The organism is Streptomyces tricolor (assembly GCF_002155905.1).
Classification (GTDB): domain Bacteria; phylum Actinomycetota; class Actinomycetes; order Streptomycetales; family Streptomycetaceae; genus Streptomyces; species Streptomyces tricolor.
The window spans coordinates 1-16,817 of the sequence record NZ_MUMF01000185.1; the positions used below are offsets into that span (position 1 = coordinate 1).

The following is a 16,817-nucleotide window of genomic DNA, read 5'->3' on the forward strand; positions in this document are numbered from 1 at the left end:
CCCGGCACCCCCACCGCCTCCTCCGTCACCGACACCTCGGTGAAGCTCAGCTGGAGCGCGGCCACCGACGACAAGGGCATCAAGAACTACGACGTGCTGCGCGACGGCACCAAGGTCGCCACGGTCACCACCACGTCGTACACCGACACCGGTCTGACCGCCGGCACCGACTACTCCTACACCGTGCGGGCGCGCGACACCGCCGACCAGACCGGCCCGGTCAGCGGCGCGGTCAAGGTGCACACCACCGGCGGCGGCACCACTCCCCCGCCCACCGGCGACAAGGTCAAGCTCGGCTACTTCACCGAGTGGGGCATCTACGGCCGGAACTACAACGTCAAGAACCTGGTGACGTCCGGCTCCGCCGCCAAGATCACGCACATCAACTACGCCTTCGGCAACGTCACCGGCGGCAAGTGCGCGATCGGCGACTCCTACGCCGACTACGACAAGGCCTTCACCGCCGACCAGTCGGTCAGCGGCGTCGCCGACACCTGGGACCAGCCGCTGCGCGGCAACTTCAACCAGCTGCGCCAGCTGAAGGCCAAGTACCCGCACATCAAGGTGCTGTGGTCGTTCGGCGGCTGGACCTGGTCCGGCGGCTTCGCGGACGCCGCGAAGAACCCGGCCGCCTTCGCCCAGTCCTGCTACGACCTGGTCGAGGACCCGCGCTGGGCCGACGTCTTCGACGGCATCGACATCGACTGGGAGTACCCGAACGCCTGCGGCCTGACCTGTGACACCTCCGGTGCCGCGGCCTACAAGAACCTGATGTCGGCGCTGCGCGCCAAGTTCGGCACGAACAACCTGGTCACCGCCGCCACCACCGCCGACGGCTCGGCCGGCGGCAAGATCGACGCCGCGGACTACGCGGGCGCCGCCCAGTACGTCGACTGGTACAACGTGATGACGTACGACTTCTTCGGCGCCTGGGACGCCAAGGGCCCGACCGCCCCGCACTCCCCGCTCACCTCGTACGACGGCATCCCGAAGGCGGGCTTCACCACCGCCGACGCGATGGCCAAGTTCAAGGCGATCGGCGTGCCCGCGAAGAAGCTGCTCATCGGCATCGGCTTCTACGGCCGCGGCTGGACCGGCGTCACCCAGGACGCCCCGGGCGGCACGGCCACGGGCCCGGCGGCCGGCACCTACGAGCAGGGCATCGAGGACTACAAGGTCCTGAAGTCGTCCTGCCCCGCCACCGGCACCGTCGCGGGCACGGCCTACGCGCGCTGCGGCAGCAACTGGTGGTCGTACGACACTCCCGCCACCATCAAGTCGAAGATGGCCTGGGCCAACAGCCAGGGCCTCGGCGGCGCCTTCTTCTGGGAGTTCAGCGGTGACACCAGCAACGGCGAGCTGGTGAGCGCCATCAGCGACAACCTGTAAACCCTGTAAGAGCTCTCAAGCGACGTTGACGCGCTGACCGGGCGGGGCTGCCTCCAGCCACGCGAGAAATCCGGTCAGCGCGTCTTCGCTCATGGCGAGTTCGAGGCGCGTGCCCCGGTGCGTACACGCGAGGACCACCGCGTCCGACAGCAGCGCCAGTTCCTCCTCGCCCTCGGGCAGCCGGCGGCCGGCCACCTCGATCTGCGCCCGCTCCAGGACGCGGCGGGGGCGGGGGGCGTAGGAGAAGACCCGGTACCACTCGATGCGGTCGCCGTTGTAGCGGGCCACGCCGTAGCTCCAGCCCTTGCCGCCCACGTCCGGTTTCTCGGGCACGTCCCAGCGCAGCGAGCAGTCGAAGGTGCCGCCGGATCGCTGGATCAGCCTGCGGCGCAGCCCGAACAGGAACAGCCCCACCACTACGAGCGCGACCACGATCCCGCACACAGTCAGAGCGAGGACCATCGGCACCGACCTCCTCGTCTCCTAGGAACTGCTTCTGTCACTGAGTAATGAAACGGAAAAGACACCCACATCTGCCTCAGCCGCGACCGGCACCGGATTGCTCCGGGCCGGCCGCGGCTGAGTGACGTCAACGTACAGCGCGGCTGGTTCAGCGCGCCGCCGCGGCACGCAGTCGGACGTCCGCGCGGCGCTCGGCGGCGGCGTCGCCCTCCGCCTTCGCGCGCTCCAGCTCCCGCTCCGTGCGCTGGACATCAATCTCGTCCGACAGCTCGGCGATCTCGGCCAGCAGCGAGAGCTTGTTGTCCGCGAACGAGATGAAACCGCCGTGCACCGCGGCGACGACCGTTCCACCTTCACTCGTACGGATGGTCACCGGGCCCGACTCCAGCACACCGAGCAGCGGCTGGTGACCGGGCATGACGCCGATGTCGCCGGACGTGGTGCGCGCGACGACCAGGGTGGCCTCGCCGGACCAGACCTGGCGGTCGGCGGCGACCAGCTCGACGTGCAGCTCAGCAGCCAAGGGTGGCTCCTCGGGTCACCACCCGGCAGGGGCGCCGGGTGTTGGGGTCAATTCTAGTGGGCGTGGATGAGGGGGCGGGACGCACCCGCCCCCTCACACGAGCACGGGGCTCAGGAGACGCCCAGCTCCTTCGCGTTCTTCTTGAGGTCCTCAAGACCACCGCACATGAAGAACGCCTGCTCCGGGAAGTGGTCGAACTCGCCGTCGCAGATCGCGTTGAACGCGGCGATCGACTCGTCCAGCGGCACGTCCGAACCGTCCACGCCGGTGAACTGCTTGGCGACGTGGGTGTTCTGGGACAGGAAGCGCTCCACGCGACGGGCGCGGTGGACGACGAGCTTGTCCTCCTCGCCCAGCTCGTCGATACCGAGGATCGCGATGATGTCCTGGAGGTCCTTGTACTTCTGCAGGATCGTCTTCACGCGCATGGCCGCGTTGTAGTGGTCCTGCGAGATGTAGCGCGGGTCCAGGATCCGGGACGTGGAGTCCAGCGGGTCCACGGCCGGGTAGATGCCCTTCTCGGAGATCGGACGGGACAGAACCGTCGTCGCGTCGAGGTGGGCGAAGGTGGTGGCCGGGGCCGGGTCGGTCAGGTCGTCGGCGGGGACGTAGATCGCCTGCATCGAGGTGATCGAGTGACCGCGGGTCGAGGTGATGCGCTCCTGGAGGAGACCCATCTCGTCGGCCAGGTTCGGCTGGTAACCCACCGCGGACGGCATACGGCCGAGCAGCGTGGAGACCTCGGAACCGGCCTGCGTGAAGCGGAAGATGTTGTCGATGAAGAACAGCACGTCCTGCTTCTGGACGTCACGGAAGTACTCGGCCATGGTCAGGCCGGCCAGCGCGACGCGCAGACGGGTGCCCGGGGGCTCGTCCATCTGGCCGAAGACCAGCGCGGTCTTGTCGATGACGCCCGAGTCCGACATCTCCTCGATGAGGTCGTTGCCCTCACGGGTGCGCTCACCGACACCGGCGAACACGGAGACACCGTCGTGGTTGTTGGCGACACGGTAGATCATCTCCTGGATGAGCACCGTCTTGCCGACGCCGGCGCCGCCGAACAGGCCGATCTTGCCGCCCTTGACGTACGGGGTGAGCAGGTCGATGACCTTGACGCCGGTCTCGAACATCTCGGTCTTCGACTCGAGCTCGTCGAAGTTCGGGGCCTTGCGGTGGATGGACCAGCGCTCGCCCTCGTAGCTCTCGTCGACGTTCAGCACCTCACCGAGGGTGTTGAACACCTTGCCCTTGGTGAAGTCGCCGACCGGGACGGTGATGCCGTCGCCGGTGTCCACGACCGGGGCCTGGCGGACCAGACCGTCGGTCGGCTGCATCGAGATGGTGCGGACCAGGCCGTCACCCAGGTGCTGGGCGACCTCCAGGGTCAGGGTCTTCTTCTGACCCTCGTTCGCCGGGTCGGCCACCTCGACGTGAAGGGCGTTGTAGATGTCCGGCATCGCGTCGACGGGGAACTCCACGTCGACGACCGGGCCGATGACCCGGGCGACGCGGCCCGTAGCCGTCGCGGTCTCAACAGTGGTGGTCATTTATCGGTCACTCCCCGCGGTCGCGTCGGCCAGGGCGCTCGCGCCACCGACGATCTCGCTGATTTCCTGGGTGATTTCGGCCTGGCGGGCCGCGTTGGCAAGACGGGAGAGCGTGTTGATCAGCTCGCCCGCGTTGTCGGTGGCCGACTTCATCGCGCGCCGCGTGGCGGCGTGCTTCGAAGCGGCCGACTGGAGCAGCGCGTTGTAGATACGGCTCTCCACGTAGCGCGGCAGCAGGGCGTCGAGGACGTCCTCCGCCGAGGGCTCGAAGTCGTACAGCGGGAGGATCTCGCCCTTGGGGGCGGCCTCCTCGGCGACCTCGTCGAGGCGCAGCGGCAGCAGCCGAGCGTCGAGCGCCGTCTGCGTCATCATCGAGACGAACTCGGTGTACACGATGTGGAGTTCGTCCACACCGCCGTCCGCCGTCTCCTTCTCGATGGCCTCGATCAGCGGCGCCGCCACCTTCTTGGCGTCCGCGTACGTCGGCTCGTCGGTGAAGCCCGTCCACGACTCCGCGATCACGCGCTCACGGAAGTTGTAGTGGGCCACACCGCGCCGGCCGACGATGTACGTGTCGACCTGCTTGCCCTCGCGCTCCAGGCGCTCGGTCAGCTGCTCCGCCGCCTTGATGGCGTTGGAGTTGAAGGCGCCGGCCAGACCGCGGTCGCTCGTGAGGAGCAGGACCGCGGCACGGGTCGGGTTCTCCGCCTCCGTGGTGAGCGGGTGCTTGGTGTTCGAACCCGTACCGACCGCCGTGACCGCGCGCGTCAGCTCGGTCGCGTACGGCGTGGAGGCCGCCACCTTGCGCTGCGCCTTGACGACGCGCGAGGCGGCGATCATCTCCATCGCCTTGGTGATCTTCTTGGTCGCGCTGACGGATCGGATGCGACGCTTGTAGACCCGGAGCTGGGCTCCCATGAGTCAGGTCCCTTCCTTACGTCACTTGGAAGCAGCGGCAGGAGTGTCCTCGCCGAGCAGCTTGCCGTCCGAGGTCTCGAACTGCTTCTTGAACTCCGCCACCGCGTCGTCGATCGCCTGGATCGTGTCGTCCGACATCTTGGCGCCCTCGCGGATGGAGGTGAGCAGGCCCTGGTGCTTCCGGTGCAGGAAGTCCAGCAGCTCCTTCTCGAAGCGGCGGATGTCGTTGACGGGGACGTCGTCCATACGGCCGTTGGTGCCGGCCCAGACGGAGACGACCTGGTCCTCGGTGGCCATCGGCTGGTACTGGTCCTGCTTCAGCAGCTCGACCATGCGCTGACCGCGCTCCAGCTGGGCCTTCGAGGCCGCGTCCAGGTCGGAACCGAAGGCGGCGAACGCCTCCAGCTCACGGAACTGGGCGAGGTCGACACGGAGGCGGCCGGAGACCTGGCGCATCGCCTTGTGCTGCGCGGAACCACCGACTCGGGAGACGGAGATACCGACGTTCAGCGCGGGACGCTGACCGGCGTTGAACAGGTCCGACTCCAGGAAGCACTGGCCGTCGGTGATGGAGATGACGTTGGTCGGGATGAACGCCGAGACGTCGTTGGCCTTGGTCTCGACGATCGGCAGACCGGTCATCGAACCGGCACCCATGTCGTCGGAGAGCTTGGCGCAGCGCTCCAGCAGCCGGGAGTGCAGGTAGAAGACGTCACCCGGGTAGGCCTCACGGCCCGGCGGGCGGCGCAGCAGCAGCGACACGGCGCGGTAGGCGTCGGCCTGCTTCGACAGGTCGTCGAAGATGATCAGGACGTGCTTGCCCTGGTACATCCAGTGCTGGCCGATGGCCGAACCGGTGTACGGCGCCAGGTACTTGAAGCCGGCCGGGTCGGACGCCGGGGCGGCGACGATGGTCGTGTACTCCAGGGCGCCGTTCTCCTCCAGCGCGCGGCGCACGCCGGCGATGGTGGAGCCCTTCTGGCCGATGGCGACGTAGATGCAGCGGACCTGCTTCTTCGGGTCGCCCGAGCGCCAGTTGTCGCGCTGGTTGATGATCGTGTCGACGGCCAGGGCGGTCTTGCCGGTCTGGCGGTCGCCGATGATCAGCTGACGCTGACCACGGCCGATCGGGGTCATCGCGTCGACGGCCTTGTAGCCCGTCTCCATCGGCTCGTGCACCGACTTGCGCTGCATGACCGTGGGGGCCTGCAGCTCGAGGGCGCGGCGGCCGTCGGTCTCGATCTCGCCGAGGCCGTCGATCGGGTTGCCGAGCGGGTCGACGACACGGCCGAGGTAGCCCTCGCCGACCGCGACGGAGAGGACCTCACCGGTACGGGTGACCGGCTGACCCTCCTCGATGCCGCTGAACTCACCGAGGACGATGGCACCGATCTCGCGCTCTTCCAGGTTCAGCGCGAGGCCGAGGGTGCCGTCCTCGAACTTCAGCAGTTCGTTGGCCATGGCCGAGGGCAGGCCCTCGACCTTCGCGATGCCGTCGCCGGCAAGGGTGACCGTACCGACCTCCTCGCGCGAGGCCGCGTCCGGCTTGTACGACTGGACGAAGTTCTCCAGCGCGTCCCGGATCTCCTCCGGCCGGATCGTGAGCTCCGCCATCTGGGTTCCCTGCTCTCCTTGTTGGGCCCGAAGTTTCACTTTGGGGGTCTGGGGGCGACCCCCAGGAATCCTCTGCACGGCCCAACCAGGGCCGTAAGTACGTACTGCTGTTCTCGAATGCTCTCGAAAGATCGAACGTTCTCGAAAGATCGATATATCGAGTTGCTGCTAGCTCGCCATGCGGCGGGCGGCCTCGTCGAGCCGGTCCGCGAGGGAGCCGTTGATGACCTCGTCACCGACCTGCACCCGGATGCCGCCGACGACCGCGGGGTCGACGTCGAGGTTCAGGTGCATCCGACGCCCGTAGAGCTTGGTCAGAGCGGCGCCGAGGCGCCCCTTCTGCCCGTCGCTCAGCGGCACCGCCGAGGTGACGACGGCGACCATGCGGTCCCGCCGCTCGGCGGCGAGCTTGGACAGGGACTCCAGTCCCGTCTCCAGGCTACGTCCACGCGGCGCGGTCGCGAGGCGCGTCACCAGACGCTCGGTGGCCGGCTTGGCCCGCCCGCCGAGGAGCCGGTTCAGCAGCTCGGCCTTGGCCGAGTTGCCGGCGGCACGGTCGGTGAGCGCGGCACGCAGCTCGGTGCTGGAGGAGACGACCCGGCCGAACCGGAACAGCTCGTCCTCGACGTCGTCGAGGGTGCCGGTCTTCTGCGCGGCCGTGAGGTCGGCGATGTTCGCCAGCTCCTCCAGCGCGTCCACCAGGTCGCGGGGCTGCGACCAGCGGGACCGGGCCAGCCCGGACACCAGGTCGGCGGTGGTCTCGCCGACCTGGCCGCCGATCAGGCGCTGCACCAGCTGGGCCTTCGCCTCTCCGGGCTGCGCCGGGTCGGTGAGAACCCGGCGCAGGCCGGCCTCGCGGTCGAGCAGCGCGGTGACGGCCGCCAGCTCGTCGGCGAGCTGCGCGGCGTCCACGGACGTGGAGTCCGTCAGCGCGTCGAGACGCTCACGTGCGGCTGCCAGGGCCTCGCGGCTCGCTCCGTTCATCGCGTGGCCTCGGCCTTCTCCTCGAGCTCGTCGAGGAAGCGGTCGATCACACGGCTCTGGCGGGCGTGGTCCTCGAGGGACTCGCCGACGAGCTTGCCGGCCAGTTCGGTGGCGAGCTTGCCGACGTCCTGGCGCAGCGCCGACGCGGCGGCCTTGCGGTCGGCCTCGATCTGGGCGTGACCGGCGGCGACGATCTCCTCACGCTGCCGCTGGCCCTCGGCCCGCATCTCGGCGATGAGCGCGGCACCCTGCTCCTGCGCCTCCTGGCGCAGACGCGCGGCCTCGTGCCGGGCCTCGGCGAGCTGGGCCTTGTACTGCTCAAGGACGCTCTGGGCCTCGACCTTCATGGCGTCGGCCTCTTCGATGCCGCCTTCGATCGCCGCGCGACGCTCCTCCAGAACCTTGTTGATGTTCGGAAGCAGCTTCTTCCAGAAGAAGAAGAACACGATGGCGAAGGCGATGGTGCCGATGAGCAGCTCGGGGCCCGGAGGAATGAGCGGGTTCTGCTCCTCCTCGGCCGCGAGCGCAACCAGGTTGGCGATCACATCAGTGCCTTTCGTCGATTCGTGTCAGGTAAGACGAGGGATTACTTACCGAACACGAACGGCATAACGATGCCGATGAGGGCGAGCGCCTCACAGAAGGCGAAGCCCAGGATCTGGTTGGCGCGGATCAGACCGGCAGCCTCGGGCTGGCGGGCGAGGGCCTGGGTGCCGTTACCGAAGATGATGCCGACGCCGACGCCGGGGCCGATGGCCGCAAGGCCGTAGCCGATGGAACCGAGGGAGCCGGTGACGCCGTCGGCGGCGAGGGTCTGGAGAGCGGACATGCCGGTTCTTCCTTCTCTTTCATGGGCCGGTGGGGGTTGGCCACCGGACGTCTGGGGGGTCTAAGGGGCAGTGGTACGGCTCAGTGGTGCTCGGCGAGAGCGCCCTGAATGTAGGAGCAGGCGAGGAGCACGAAGACGTACGCCTGGACGGCCTGCACGAAAAGCTCGAAGAGGATCATGACGACGGTCATGACGAAGGACACGCCGGCCGCAGGGATCATCCAGCTGTTCAGCAGGTACCAGGAGGCGACGGTGAACATCACCAGCATCAGGTGACCGGCGAACATGTTGGCGAAGAGTCGCACGGCGTGCGTGAACGGGCGGACAATCAGGTTCGAGAGGAACTCGATGAGCATGACCAGCGGCAGGACCGCGCCCAGCGACTTGTCGTAGCCCGTGACGTTCTTGAAGAAGCCGACGAAGCCGTGACGCTTGAAGGTCAGCCCGACCCAGAGGATCCAGACAAGGGCGGCGAGAACGACCGGGAAGGCGAAGACCGACGAGACCGGGAACTGGGCCAGCGGGATCACGGACCAGATGTTCATGATCCAGATGAAGAAGAAGAGGGAGACCATGAGCGGCACCCACTTCTCGCCCTCGCGCTTGCCGAGGGTCTCGTACACGATGCCGCGACGTACGAAGTCGTAGCCGGCCTCGCCGATCATCTGGATCTTGCCCGGAACGACCTTGGCCTTGCCGAAGGCGGCCCAGAAGAAGCAGACGACGAGCAGGGTGGTGATGAGGGCGAGCAGCATCACCTTGTTGAACTCGAAGCCGCCCACCGTGGCGATCGGCTTGAACAGGAAGGAGTGCAGGCCCGGAGCCGGGAAGCCACACCCGTTGTCGGACATGATCCGACAACTCCAGTCAAAGGCGAGCTGGGTCTGGTCAGCACTCACCGCGGGCTCCTTCGGCGTGACGCATGGGTACGGCAACCTCGTTGTGTCGGCGCGGCGCACGGCCGCGGATCGGCACCGGACTGGTGTTACGGATGTGGGGGCGGCTGGGGGGCATCGAGCCTCGCGTTCGAGCAGGCGTCAGCTCAGATGCCCGCGCCCGCGATGCCGCAGTTGGCACCGGACGATAGCAGGAGATCTCACGAGCCTTTATCCCGCCCCTACGCCTCACGGCTTCGACCCTGTCTTCTCGGGCTTCTCACTCTTCGCGGAGTCCGGGTCGACGTAGAAGATCTTGGCCTTCATGTGCGCGCGCGCCTGCGCCGCCATCCACACGACGGTCGCGACGACCAGCGACAAGGCGAACGTCTTCGCGTTGAAGAGGGAGGTGTCCTTGAAGACAGCGACGAAGATCAGGAGGAGCAGCAGCTGGGCGACATAGAGCATCAGCCCCATCGCCTGGAACAGCTGCGGGAGCGTTTTTGCCGTCCACTGGAGCACATAGAGGCCGGCTCCCATGAACAGGATGGCCAGCACCGTGCCGACGACCGCGCCGAGCGCGCCCTTACCCCCCGCGACCGCGGCGCTCACGGCGACGACGATCGCACCTGCGGCCGCTGTGGGCACAGCGATCCGCAAGAGGTTCCGGGCGTCATTGGACGGCATGGCGGCAACTCCGCTTTCACAGGGGGCAGGGTGTCGTCATGGACGAGCGTAGTCCCGGGCTGAGTGATCGAGACCTCACACCTACGGACCGTCGCACTCAGGTCCTTCGGTCCTATCCGGGGTTCTCGTGAACCGTATCACAAACTATTTGATGAGGTCTTTACCTGCCGGGTGTGCTTGCTGTCACACATGAGAGTGAGGGTGCGCGTCTGTGCAAAAACCGCGCCCATTTGTCTGGTATTGGGGGCAAACGTTCCCCCACGGGTTGGCAATGCTCTAGTCAGATTCTTACCTTGGCCGTCAGCAGGACGCCCCTCTTCCACCCTGCGGTGTGCTCAGCCGTAGCTTCGGTCGTCGTCACGGTCCACGAAGCGCGATCGGGCGCCGATCGCCGTCGCCCCGTGGACACCCGACACTCCGGCCGTGACGGGCGCGCGCTCGTCGTCCTCGGCGCGTTCCGGTTGCGCGGGCTTCGGGCGGTCCGCCGGCTCCGGCGTCACGACGGACTCCGGGTCCCGGCGGCGCCTGCGGTAGCGCGGGGGGACGAAGCGCTGGGCCCAGAGGGGGACGCGGGGGGTGAAGCGCGGGAGCAGGAGGAGGACCAGGCCGATCGCGCTGAGGAAGACCACGCCCAGGACGATCCACATCGACGCCGAGTTGACGGAGTACGCCAGCGCGCCGAAGCCGATCAGCGCCGACCAGAAGTACATGATCAGCACGGCCCGGCTGTGCGAGTGGCCGATCTCCAGCAGGCGGTGGTGCAGGTGGCCGCGGTCGGCGGCGAACGGGGACTGGCCGCGCCAGGTGCGGCGGACGATCGCCAGGACCAGGTCCGCGGCCGGTACGGCGATGATCGTCAGCGGGAGCAGCAGCGGGATGTAGACGGGGACCGTCTGGTGGACCGCCGCCTTCTCCGATCCCGTGAACAGCGCCAGGGCGTCCGGGTCCACCTGCCCGGTGATGGAGATCGCGCCGGCCGACAGCACCAGGCCGATCAGCATCGAGCCCGAGTCGCCCATGAAGATCCGCGCCGGGTGCATGTTGTGCGGCAGGAAGCCCAGGCACATGCCCATCAGGATGGCCGCGAACAGCGTGCCGGGAGCGGCGGCCTCGATGCCGTACGAGTACCAGATCCGGTAGGCGTACAGGAAGAACGCGCCCGCCGCGATGCACACCATGCCGGCCGCGAGACCGTCCAGGCCGTCCACGAAGTTCACCGCGTTGATCGTGATGACCACCAGGGCGACCGTCAGGAGCGTGCCCTGCCACTGGGTCAGCGCGACGTTGCCGACGCCCGGGATGGGCAGCCACAGGATCGTCAGACCCTGCATGACCATCACGCCCGCGGCGATCATCTGCCCGCCGAGCTTGATCAGCGCGTCGATCTCGAACTTGTCGTCCAGGACGCCGATCAGCCAGATCAGGGCGGCCCCGGAGAGCAGCGCCCGCGGCTCGTTCGACTTCGCGAAGACCTCGTTGAGGTTGGCCAGGTGGTCGGCGACCAGCAGGCCCGCGCACAAACCGAAGAACATCGCGATCCCGCCGAGGCGCGGAGTGGGTTCCCGGTGCACGTCCCGGGCCCGGATCTCCGGCATCGCCCCGGCCACGATCGCGAACTTGCGTACCGGCCCTGTCAGCAGATACGTCACCGCGGCCGTGATGCAGAGCGTCAGCAGGTATTCACGCACGGGCTTCCCCACAGGTCTCGCTGGCCATCACAGCCCCACACCCTAGCGACGGATGCATATGGATGAGGACTGCCGGGTAGCGACGATGGTTGCACGCGTGGCTGTGCACCCCCGTCGGCTACCCCGGCTCAGCCGGGATACGGCGGAAACTGGCCGGTGAGCGCGCGCACCTCCTCCCGTGCCGCGGCCGGCTCCGTCGCCCCACGCAGCACGCCCGCCAGCAGGGCCGCGATCCGTACCATCTCCGGCTCCCCCATCCCCTGGGTGGTCACCGCCGCCGTGCCCAGGCGCAGCCCGCGGCCGTCGCCGTGCGGCAGCACACAGCAGTCCAGCACCAGGCCGGCCGCGAGCAGCCGGCCGCGCGCGGTGCGGCCGTCCACGCCGAGCGGGGCCGGGTCCGCGGTGATGAGGTGGGTGTCCGTACCGCCGGTGGTCACCACCAGCCCCTCCGCGGCCAGGTGACCGGCCAGCACCCGGGCGTTGGCGACCACCTGGTGGGCGTACACGGTGAACGCCGGGGTCGCCGCCTCGCCGAACGCGACGGCCTTGGCGGCGATGGTGTGCATCTGGGCGCCGCCCTGGGTGAACGGGAAGACGGCCCGGTCGACGCGCTCGGCCAGCTCGCCGCCGCACAGGATCATCCCGCCGCGCGGCCCGCGCAGCACCTTGTGGGTGGTCGCGCACACGATGTCCGCGTACGGCACCGGGTTCGGCGCCGCGCCCCCGGCGACCAGCCCGATCGGATGCGCCGCGTCCGCGATGAGGTACGCCCCGACCTCGTCGGCGACCTCGCGGAAGAAGGCGTAGTCGAGGTGGCGGGGGTAGGCGATGGAGCCGCACACGAGGGCCTTGGGGCGGTGGTTTCGCGCCAGGTGGCGCACCTGGTCGTGGTCGATCAGCCCGGTCTCGGCGTCGACGCCGTAGCCGACGAAGTCGAACCAGCGGCCGGAGAAGTTCGCCGGCGAGCCGTGGGTGAGATGGCCGCCGTAGGGCAGGCCGAGGGCGAGGACGGTGTCCCCGGGGCGCAGCAGGGCCGCGTAGGCGGCCAGCACGGCGGTGGAACCGGAGTGCGGCTGGACGTTGGCGTGCTCGGCGCCGAACAGGGCCTTGGCGCGGTCGATGGCGGCCCGTTCGGCGACGTCGACGATCTCGCAGCCGCCGTGGTAGCGGGCGCCGGGGTAGCCCTCGGCGTACTTGTTGGCGAGCGGGGAGCCGAGGGCGGCGAGCACGGCCGGGGAGCAGAAGTTCTCGGCCGCGATCAGCTGGAGTGTGGTGGACTGCCGCGCCAGCTCGCCGAGCAGCAGTTCGGCCATGGCCGGGTCCTGCCGCCGCAGGACATCGGTGTCAGCGGTGGTGACCGACATGTCGGGCTCCGGGCGGTCGACGGGGACGTAGCTCCAATGTAGGCCGGGGAGGTGCGGGACGCCCGGTGTCGCCCCCCCGACGGGGCGCTCGCGCGCCCTACGTCCGCGCCGGAACCCCGGTCAGCGCCGTCACCACCGGGTCCAGGGCGTCCCGTATCTCGTCGCCGATCGAGCGGAAGAAGGTCAGCGGGGCGCCGTAGGGGTCGTACACCTCGTCCGCCTCGGCGGTCGGGGCGAGCAGCCAGCCGCGCAGCGCCGCCGCCGCGCGCACCAGCGCCCGGGCCCGCATCACCACGCCGTCCTCCAGCGGCGGCAGGGTGGCCGGATCTATCGCCCGGACCAGCCGGGTGAACTCCTTCAGGGTGAAGGTGCGCAGGCCCGCCGAGTGGCCCATGGAGATGACCTGGGCGCGGTGGTCGCGGGTCGCGGTCAGCACCAGGTCGGCCGTGATGACGTGCTCGTCGAGCAGCTCCCGGCCGACGAAGCCGGTGGCGTCCGCGCCGAACTCGGCCAGCACGGTCTCCGCGTGGGACTCCATGGGCGCGCCCTCGTGGCCCCAGGTGCCGGCGCTCTCCACGATCAGCCCGCCGCCGAGTACGCCGAGCCGCTCCGCGACGAAGTGGCGGGTCAGCCGCTCGGTGATGGGCGAGCGGCACACGTTGCCGGTGCTGACGTGCAGGATGCGGAAGGTGTCGCGGGGGAATCCGAACGTGGTCGTCTCCTCCGCGCTCCAGCCCCCGCCGCCTATGCCGCGCATGGGGGCACCCCCTGCTCGAACGGAGCCGAGAGCCTGGGGGATCCAGGGGCCGTCAATTCGCCACCTCAAGGTCGGGTACGACCTTGCGCAGCTCCTCCGCGGAGAGCGCGCCCGCGCGCAGCAGCACCGGCACCTCGCGCGAGACGTCCACGATGGAGGACGGCACGTTGCCCGGGGTGGGGCCGCCGTCGAGGTAGACGGAGACGGAGTCACCGAGCATGTCCTGGGCGGCGTCGCAGTCCTCCGGCGCCGGGTGGCCGGTGAGGTTGGCGGAGGAGACGGCCATCGGGCCGACCTCGGTGAGCAGTTCGATGGCCACGGGGTGCAGCGGCATGCGCACGGCGACCGTGCCCCGGGTGTCGCCGAGGTCCCACTGGAGGGACGGCTGGTGCCGGGCGACGAGCGTGAGGGCGCCCGGCCAGAACGCGTCGACCAGCTCCCAGGCCATCTCGGAGAAGTCCGTGACCAGGCCGTGCAGGGTGTTCGGGGAGCCGATCAGGACGGGGGTGGGCATGGTGCGGCCCCGGCCCTTGGCGGCGAGCAGGTCGGCGACGGCCTCGGAGGAGAACGCGTCGGCGCCGATGCCGTACACCGTGTCGGTCGGCAGCACCACCAGCTCGCCCCGGCGGACGGCGGACGCGGCCTCGCGCAGACCCGTCGCGCGGTCGGTCGCGTCGTTGGTGTCGTATCGCCGTGCCATGTCTAGCGGGCCTCCTCGTACACGTACTGCGGGGTTGAAGTCTGCGGGGTGCTCACGGCAGCGCCTTGCGGGCGGTGGCGAACCGCGGGCGGTTGTTCAGGTCGGGGTGGTCGGCCGCGTCGGCCCAGCCCCGCTCCTCCGTGAAGATCCACGGCACCTGGCCGCCCTGGGTGTCGGCGTGCTCGATCACGACGACCCCGCCGGGACGCAGCAGCCGGTGCGCGGTCCGCTCCAGCCCGCGGATGAGGTCGAGGCCGTCCTCGCCGGAGAACAGCGCCAGCTCCGGGTCGTAGTCGCGGGCCTCGGGGGCGACGTACTCCCACTCGGTGAGCGGGATGTACGGCGGGTTGGAGATGACCAGGTCGACCTGGCCGTCGAGGTCCGGGAAGGCGGTCAGCGCGTCGCCCTGGCGCAGGTCGACCCTGGAGCCGGCCATGTTCTTGCGGGTCCACACCAGGGCGTCCTCGGACAGCTCCACGGCGTGCACGCGCGAGCGCGGCACCTCCTGGGCGAGGGCGAGCGCGATGGCGCCGGAGCCGGTGCACAGGTCCACGATGCACGGTTCGACGACGTCCATGGCGCGCACGGCGTCTATGGCCCAGCCGACCACGGACTCGGTCTCCGGGCGGGGGACGAACACCCCCGGCCCGACCTGAAGCTCCAGGTACCGGAAGTAGGCCCGCCCGGTGATGTGCTGCAGCGGCTCGCGCTGCTCGCGCCGGGCGATGACCTCCCAGTACCGGGCGTCGAAGTCGGCGTCCTTCACGGAGTGCAGTTCGCCGCGCTTCACGCCGTGCACGAACGCGGCCAGCTCCTCCGCGTCGGTGCGCGGCGAGGGCACGCCGGCGTCGGCCAGCCGCTGGGTGGCCTGGGCCACCTCCGCGAGCAGCAGGTTCACGCGAGTCCTCCGTGTCGTACTCGTACTCGTGCTTGTGCTCGTACGTGCGTACGTGTCTTACGCGGCGGCGAGCTTCGCCGCCGAGTCGGCGTCGACGCAGGCCTGGATGACCGCGTCGAGGTCGCCGTCCAGGACCTGGTCCAGGTTGTACGCCTTGAAGCCGACGCGGTGGTCCGAGATGCGGTTCTCCGGGAAGTTGTAGGTGCGGATCTTCTCGGAGCGGTCCACGGTGCGGACCTGGCTGCGCCGGGCGTCGGCGGCCTCCCGCTCCGCCTCCTCCTGGGCCATGGCGAGCAGCCTGGAGCGCAGGATGCGCAGCGCCTGCTCCTTGTTCTGCAGCTGGCTCTTCTCGTTCTGGCAGGAGGCGACGACGCCGGTCGGGATGTGCGTGATGCGCACGGCGGAGTCGGTGGTGTTCACGGACTGGCCGCCGGGGCCGGAGGACCGGTAGACGTCGATGCGCAGGTCGTTGGGGTTGATCTCCACGTCGACCTCCTCGGCCTCCGGGGTGACGAGCACACCGGCCGCGGAGGTGTGGATGCGGCCCTGGGACTCGGTCGCCGGGACGCGCTGGACGCGGTGCACGCCGCCCTCGTACTTCAGCCGGGCCCACACGCCCTGGCCGGGCTCGATCTGCCCGCGGGCCTTCACCGCGACCTGGACGTCCTTGTAGCCGCCCAGCTCGGACTCGGTGGCGTCGATGATCTCGGTCTTCCAGCCGACGCGCTCGGCGTAGCGCAGGTACATGCGCAGCAGGTCGCCGGCGAACAGCGCCGACTCGTCGCCGCCCGCGCCCGCCTTGATCTCCAGGATGACGTCCTTGTCGTCACTCGGGTCGCGCGGGACGAGCAGCAGGCGCAGCTTCTCGGTCAGCTCCTCGCGCTGCTTCTCCAGGTCCTTGACCTCGGCGGCGAAGTCGGGGTCGTCGGCGGCCAGCTCGCGCGCGGTCTCGATGTCGTCGCCGGTCTGCTTCCAGGAGCGGTACGTGGCGACGATCGGGGTCAGCTCGGCGTAGCGCTTGTTCAGCTTGCGCGCGTTCGCCTGGTCGGCGTGGACCGACGGGTCGGCGAGCTTCTTCTCCAGATCGGCGTGCTCGGCGACGAGTTCCTCGACGGCCTCGAACATCTTGGGCTCCTGTACTGCGGTGAAGGGAAGGGCGGGCGACCAAAAACGCCGGTCCCGGGCACACCCCGGTGAGGGCGTGACCGTGGACCGGCGATCTGGGGCTCGCTACTTCTTGGAGCCGGCGGCAGCCTTGCCGAAGCGGGCCTCGAAGCGGGCCACACGGCCACCGGTGTCGAGGATCTTCTGCTTGCCCGTGTAGAACGGGTGGCACTCGGAGCAGACCTCGGCCCGGATGGTGCCGGACTCGATGGTGCTACGGGTGGTGAACGACGCGCCGCAGGTGCAGCTGACCTGCGTCTCGACGTACGCGGGGTGGATGTCGCGCTTCAAGGTGTCTCCTAGGTTCCGGGAGGGCGCCGGGTCGCCGCCGCGGGATGCGGGAGCGTGAACCGGAGCCGACGTACCAGTCTGCCAGGACTGGGGCCATCCTCCCAAACCGGGGGTGCGGTTGTTCTAT

General features: G+C 69.3%; 18 protein-coding genes. 1 reads left to right on the forward strand and 17 read right to left on the reverse strand.

The genetic code is table 11. The annotated features are described in order from the left end of the window. The coding region (locus tag CCN44_RS14600; protein WP_086697882.1) for a glycosyl hydrolase family 18 protein at positions 1-1,389 on the forward strand (1,389 nt) is incomplete at its 5' end. Between the two features lie 15 nt (positions 1,390-1,404). Here the strand turns inward: CCN44_RS14600 and CCN44_RS14605 are convergent. From CCN44_RS14605 to rpmE, 17 genes are all read right to left on the reverse strand, one after another. Continuing rightward, positions 1,405-1,851: a DUF2550 domain-containing protein gene (locus CCN44_RS14605; RefSeq protein ID WP_059252614.1), complete on the reverse strand. Its 447-nt coding sequence runs from the start codon at positions 1,849-1,851 to the stop codon at positions 1,405-1,407. 148 nt (positions 1,852-1,999) lie between these two features. Beyond that, a complete protein-coding gene (locus tag CCN44_RS14610; protein WP_023546729.1) occupies positions 2,000-2,374 on the reverse strand; it encodes a F0F1 ATP synthase subunit epsilon in 375 nt (124 codons plus the stop codon). A gap of 110 nt (positions 2,375-2,484) precedes the next feature. After that, the gene (gene atpD / locus CCN44_RS14615; RefSeq protein ID WP_059252613.1) at positions 2,485-3,921 is read right to left on the reverse strand and encodes a F0F1 ATP synthase subunit beta; all 1,437 of its coding nucleotides are present in this window, start codon (positions 3,919-3,921) and stop codon (positions 2,485-2,487) included. Continuing rightward, the gene (locus CCN44_RS14620) at positions 3,922-4,839 is read right to left on the reverse strand and encodes a F0F1 ATP synthase subunit gamma (RefSeq protein WP_059252612.1); all 918 of its coding nucleotides are present in this window, start codon (positions 4,837-4,839) and stop codon (positions 3,922-3,924) included. It lies immediately after the preceding gene. Positions 4,840-4,860: 21 nt separating this feature from the next. Then, positions 4,861-6,453: a F0F1 ATP synthase subunit alpha gene (gene atpA, locus CCN44_RS14625; RefSeq protein WP_059252611.1), complete on the reverse strand. Its 1,593-nt coding sequence runs from the start codon at positions 6,451-6,453 to the stop codon at positions 4,861-4,863. A 168-nt stretch (positions 6,454-6,621) separates the two neighbouring features. Continuing rightward, positions 6,622-7,437, reverse strand: coding sequence for a F0F1 ATP synthase subunit delta (locus tag CCN44_RS14630; protein ID WP_059252610.1), 816 nt, complete (start codon positions 7,435-7,437; stop codon positions 6,622-6,624). Next, positions 7,434-7,982, reverse strand: coding sequence for a F0F1 ATP synthase subunit B (locus tag CCN44_RS14635; protein WP_086697883.1), 549 nt, complete (start codon positions 7,980-7,982; stop codon positions 7,434-7,436). The genes CCN44_RS14630 and CCN44_RS14635 overlap by 4 nt, the downstream gene beginning before the upstream one ends. Before the next feature lie 41 nt (positions 7,983-8,023). Beyond that, entirely contained in the window at positions 8,024-8,266 is a 243-nt protein-coding gene (locus CCN44_RS14640; RefSeq protein WP_086697884.1) for an ATP synthase subunit c family protein, read from the reverse strand. An 80-nt stretch (positions 8,267-8,346) separates the two neighbouring features. Continuing rightward, positions 8,347-9,117: a F0F1 ATP synthase subunit A gene (atpB, locus tag CCN44_RS14645; RefSeq protein ID WP_086697885.1), complete on the reverse strand. Its 771-nt coding sequence runs from the start codon at positions 9,115-9,117 to the stop codon at positions 8,347-8,349. Between the two features lie 273 nt (positions 9,118-9,390). Then, complete coding sequence (locus CCN44_RS14650; RefSeq protein WP_086697886.1) at positions 9,391-9,828, reverse strand: hypothetical protein; 438 nt, start codon at positions 9,826-9,828, stop codon at positions 9,391-9,393. 335 nt (positions 9,829-10,163) lie between these two features. Continuing rightward, positions 10,164-11,516 (reverse strand): MraY family glycosyltransferase, encoded by a 1,353-nt coding sequence (locus tag CCN44_RS14655; RefSeq protein WP_086697887.1) that lies wholly within the window; start codon positions 11,514-11,516, stop codon positions 10,164-10,166. Between the two features lie 128 nt (positions 11,517-11,644). Further along, complete coding sequence (locus tag CCN44_RS14660; protein ID WP_059252605.1) at positions 11,645-12,880, reverse strand: serine hydroxymethyltransferase; 1,236 nt, start codon at positions 12,878-12,880, stop codon at positions 11,645-11,647. Positions 12,881-12,977: 97 nt separating this feature from the next. Continuing rightward, positions 12,978-13,637 (reverse strand): arsenate reductase/protein-tyrosine-phosphatase family protein, encoded by a 660-nt coding sequence (locus CCN44_RS14665; RefSeq protein ID WP_059252604.1) that lies wholly within the window; start codon positions 13,635-13,637, stop codon positions 12,978-12,980. Positions 13,638-13,689: 52 nt separating this feature from the next. Then, the gene (locus CCN44_RS14670; RefSeq protein ID WP_059252603.1) at positions 13,690-14,337 is read right to left on the reverse strand and encodes an L-threonylcarbamoyladenylate synthase; all 648 of its coding nucleotides are present in this window, start codon (positions 14,335-14,337) and stop codon (positions 13,690-13,692) included. Between the two features lie 52 nt (positions 14,338-14,389). Beyond that, complete coding sequence (prmC, locus tag CCN44_RS14675; RefSeq protein ID WP_086697888.1) at positions 14,390-15,235, reverse strand: peptide chain release factor N(5)-glutamine methyltransferase; 846 nt, start codon at positions 15,233-15,235, stop codon at positions 14,390-14,392. Between the two features lie 57 nt (positions 15,236-15,292). After that, positions 15,293-16,360: a peptide chain release factor 1 gene (gene prfA, locus CCN44_RS14680; RefSeq protein WP_059252601.1), complete on the reverse strand. Its 1,068-nt coding sequence runs from the start codon at positions 16,358-16,360 to the stop codon at positions 15,293-15,295. A 105-nt stretch (positions 16,361-16,465) separates the two neighbouring features. Next, entirely contained in the window at positions 16,466-16,690 is a 225-nt protein-coding gene (gene rpmE, locus CCN44_RS14685; RefSeq protein ID WP_014675000.1) for a 50S ribosomal protein L31, read from the reverse strand. Positions 16,691-16,817 lie beyond the last annotated feature (127 nt).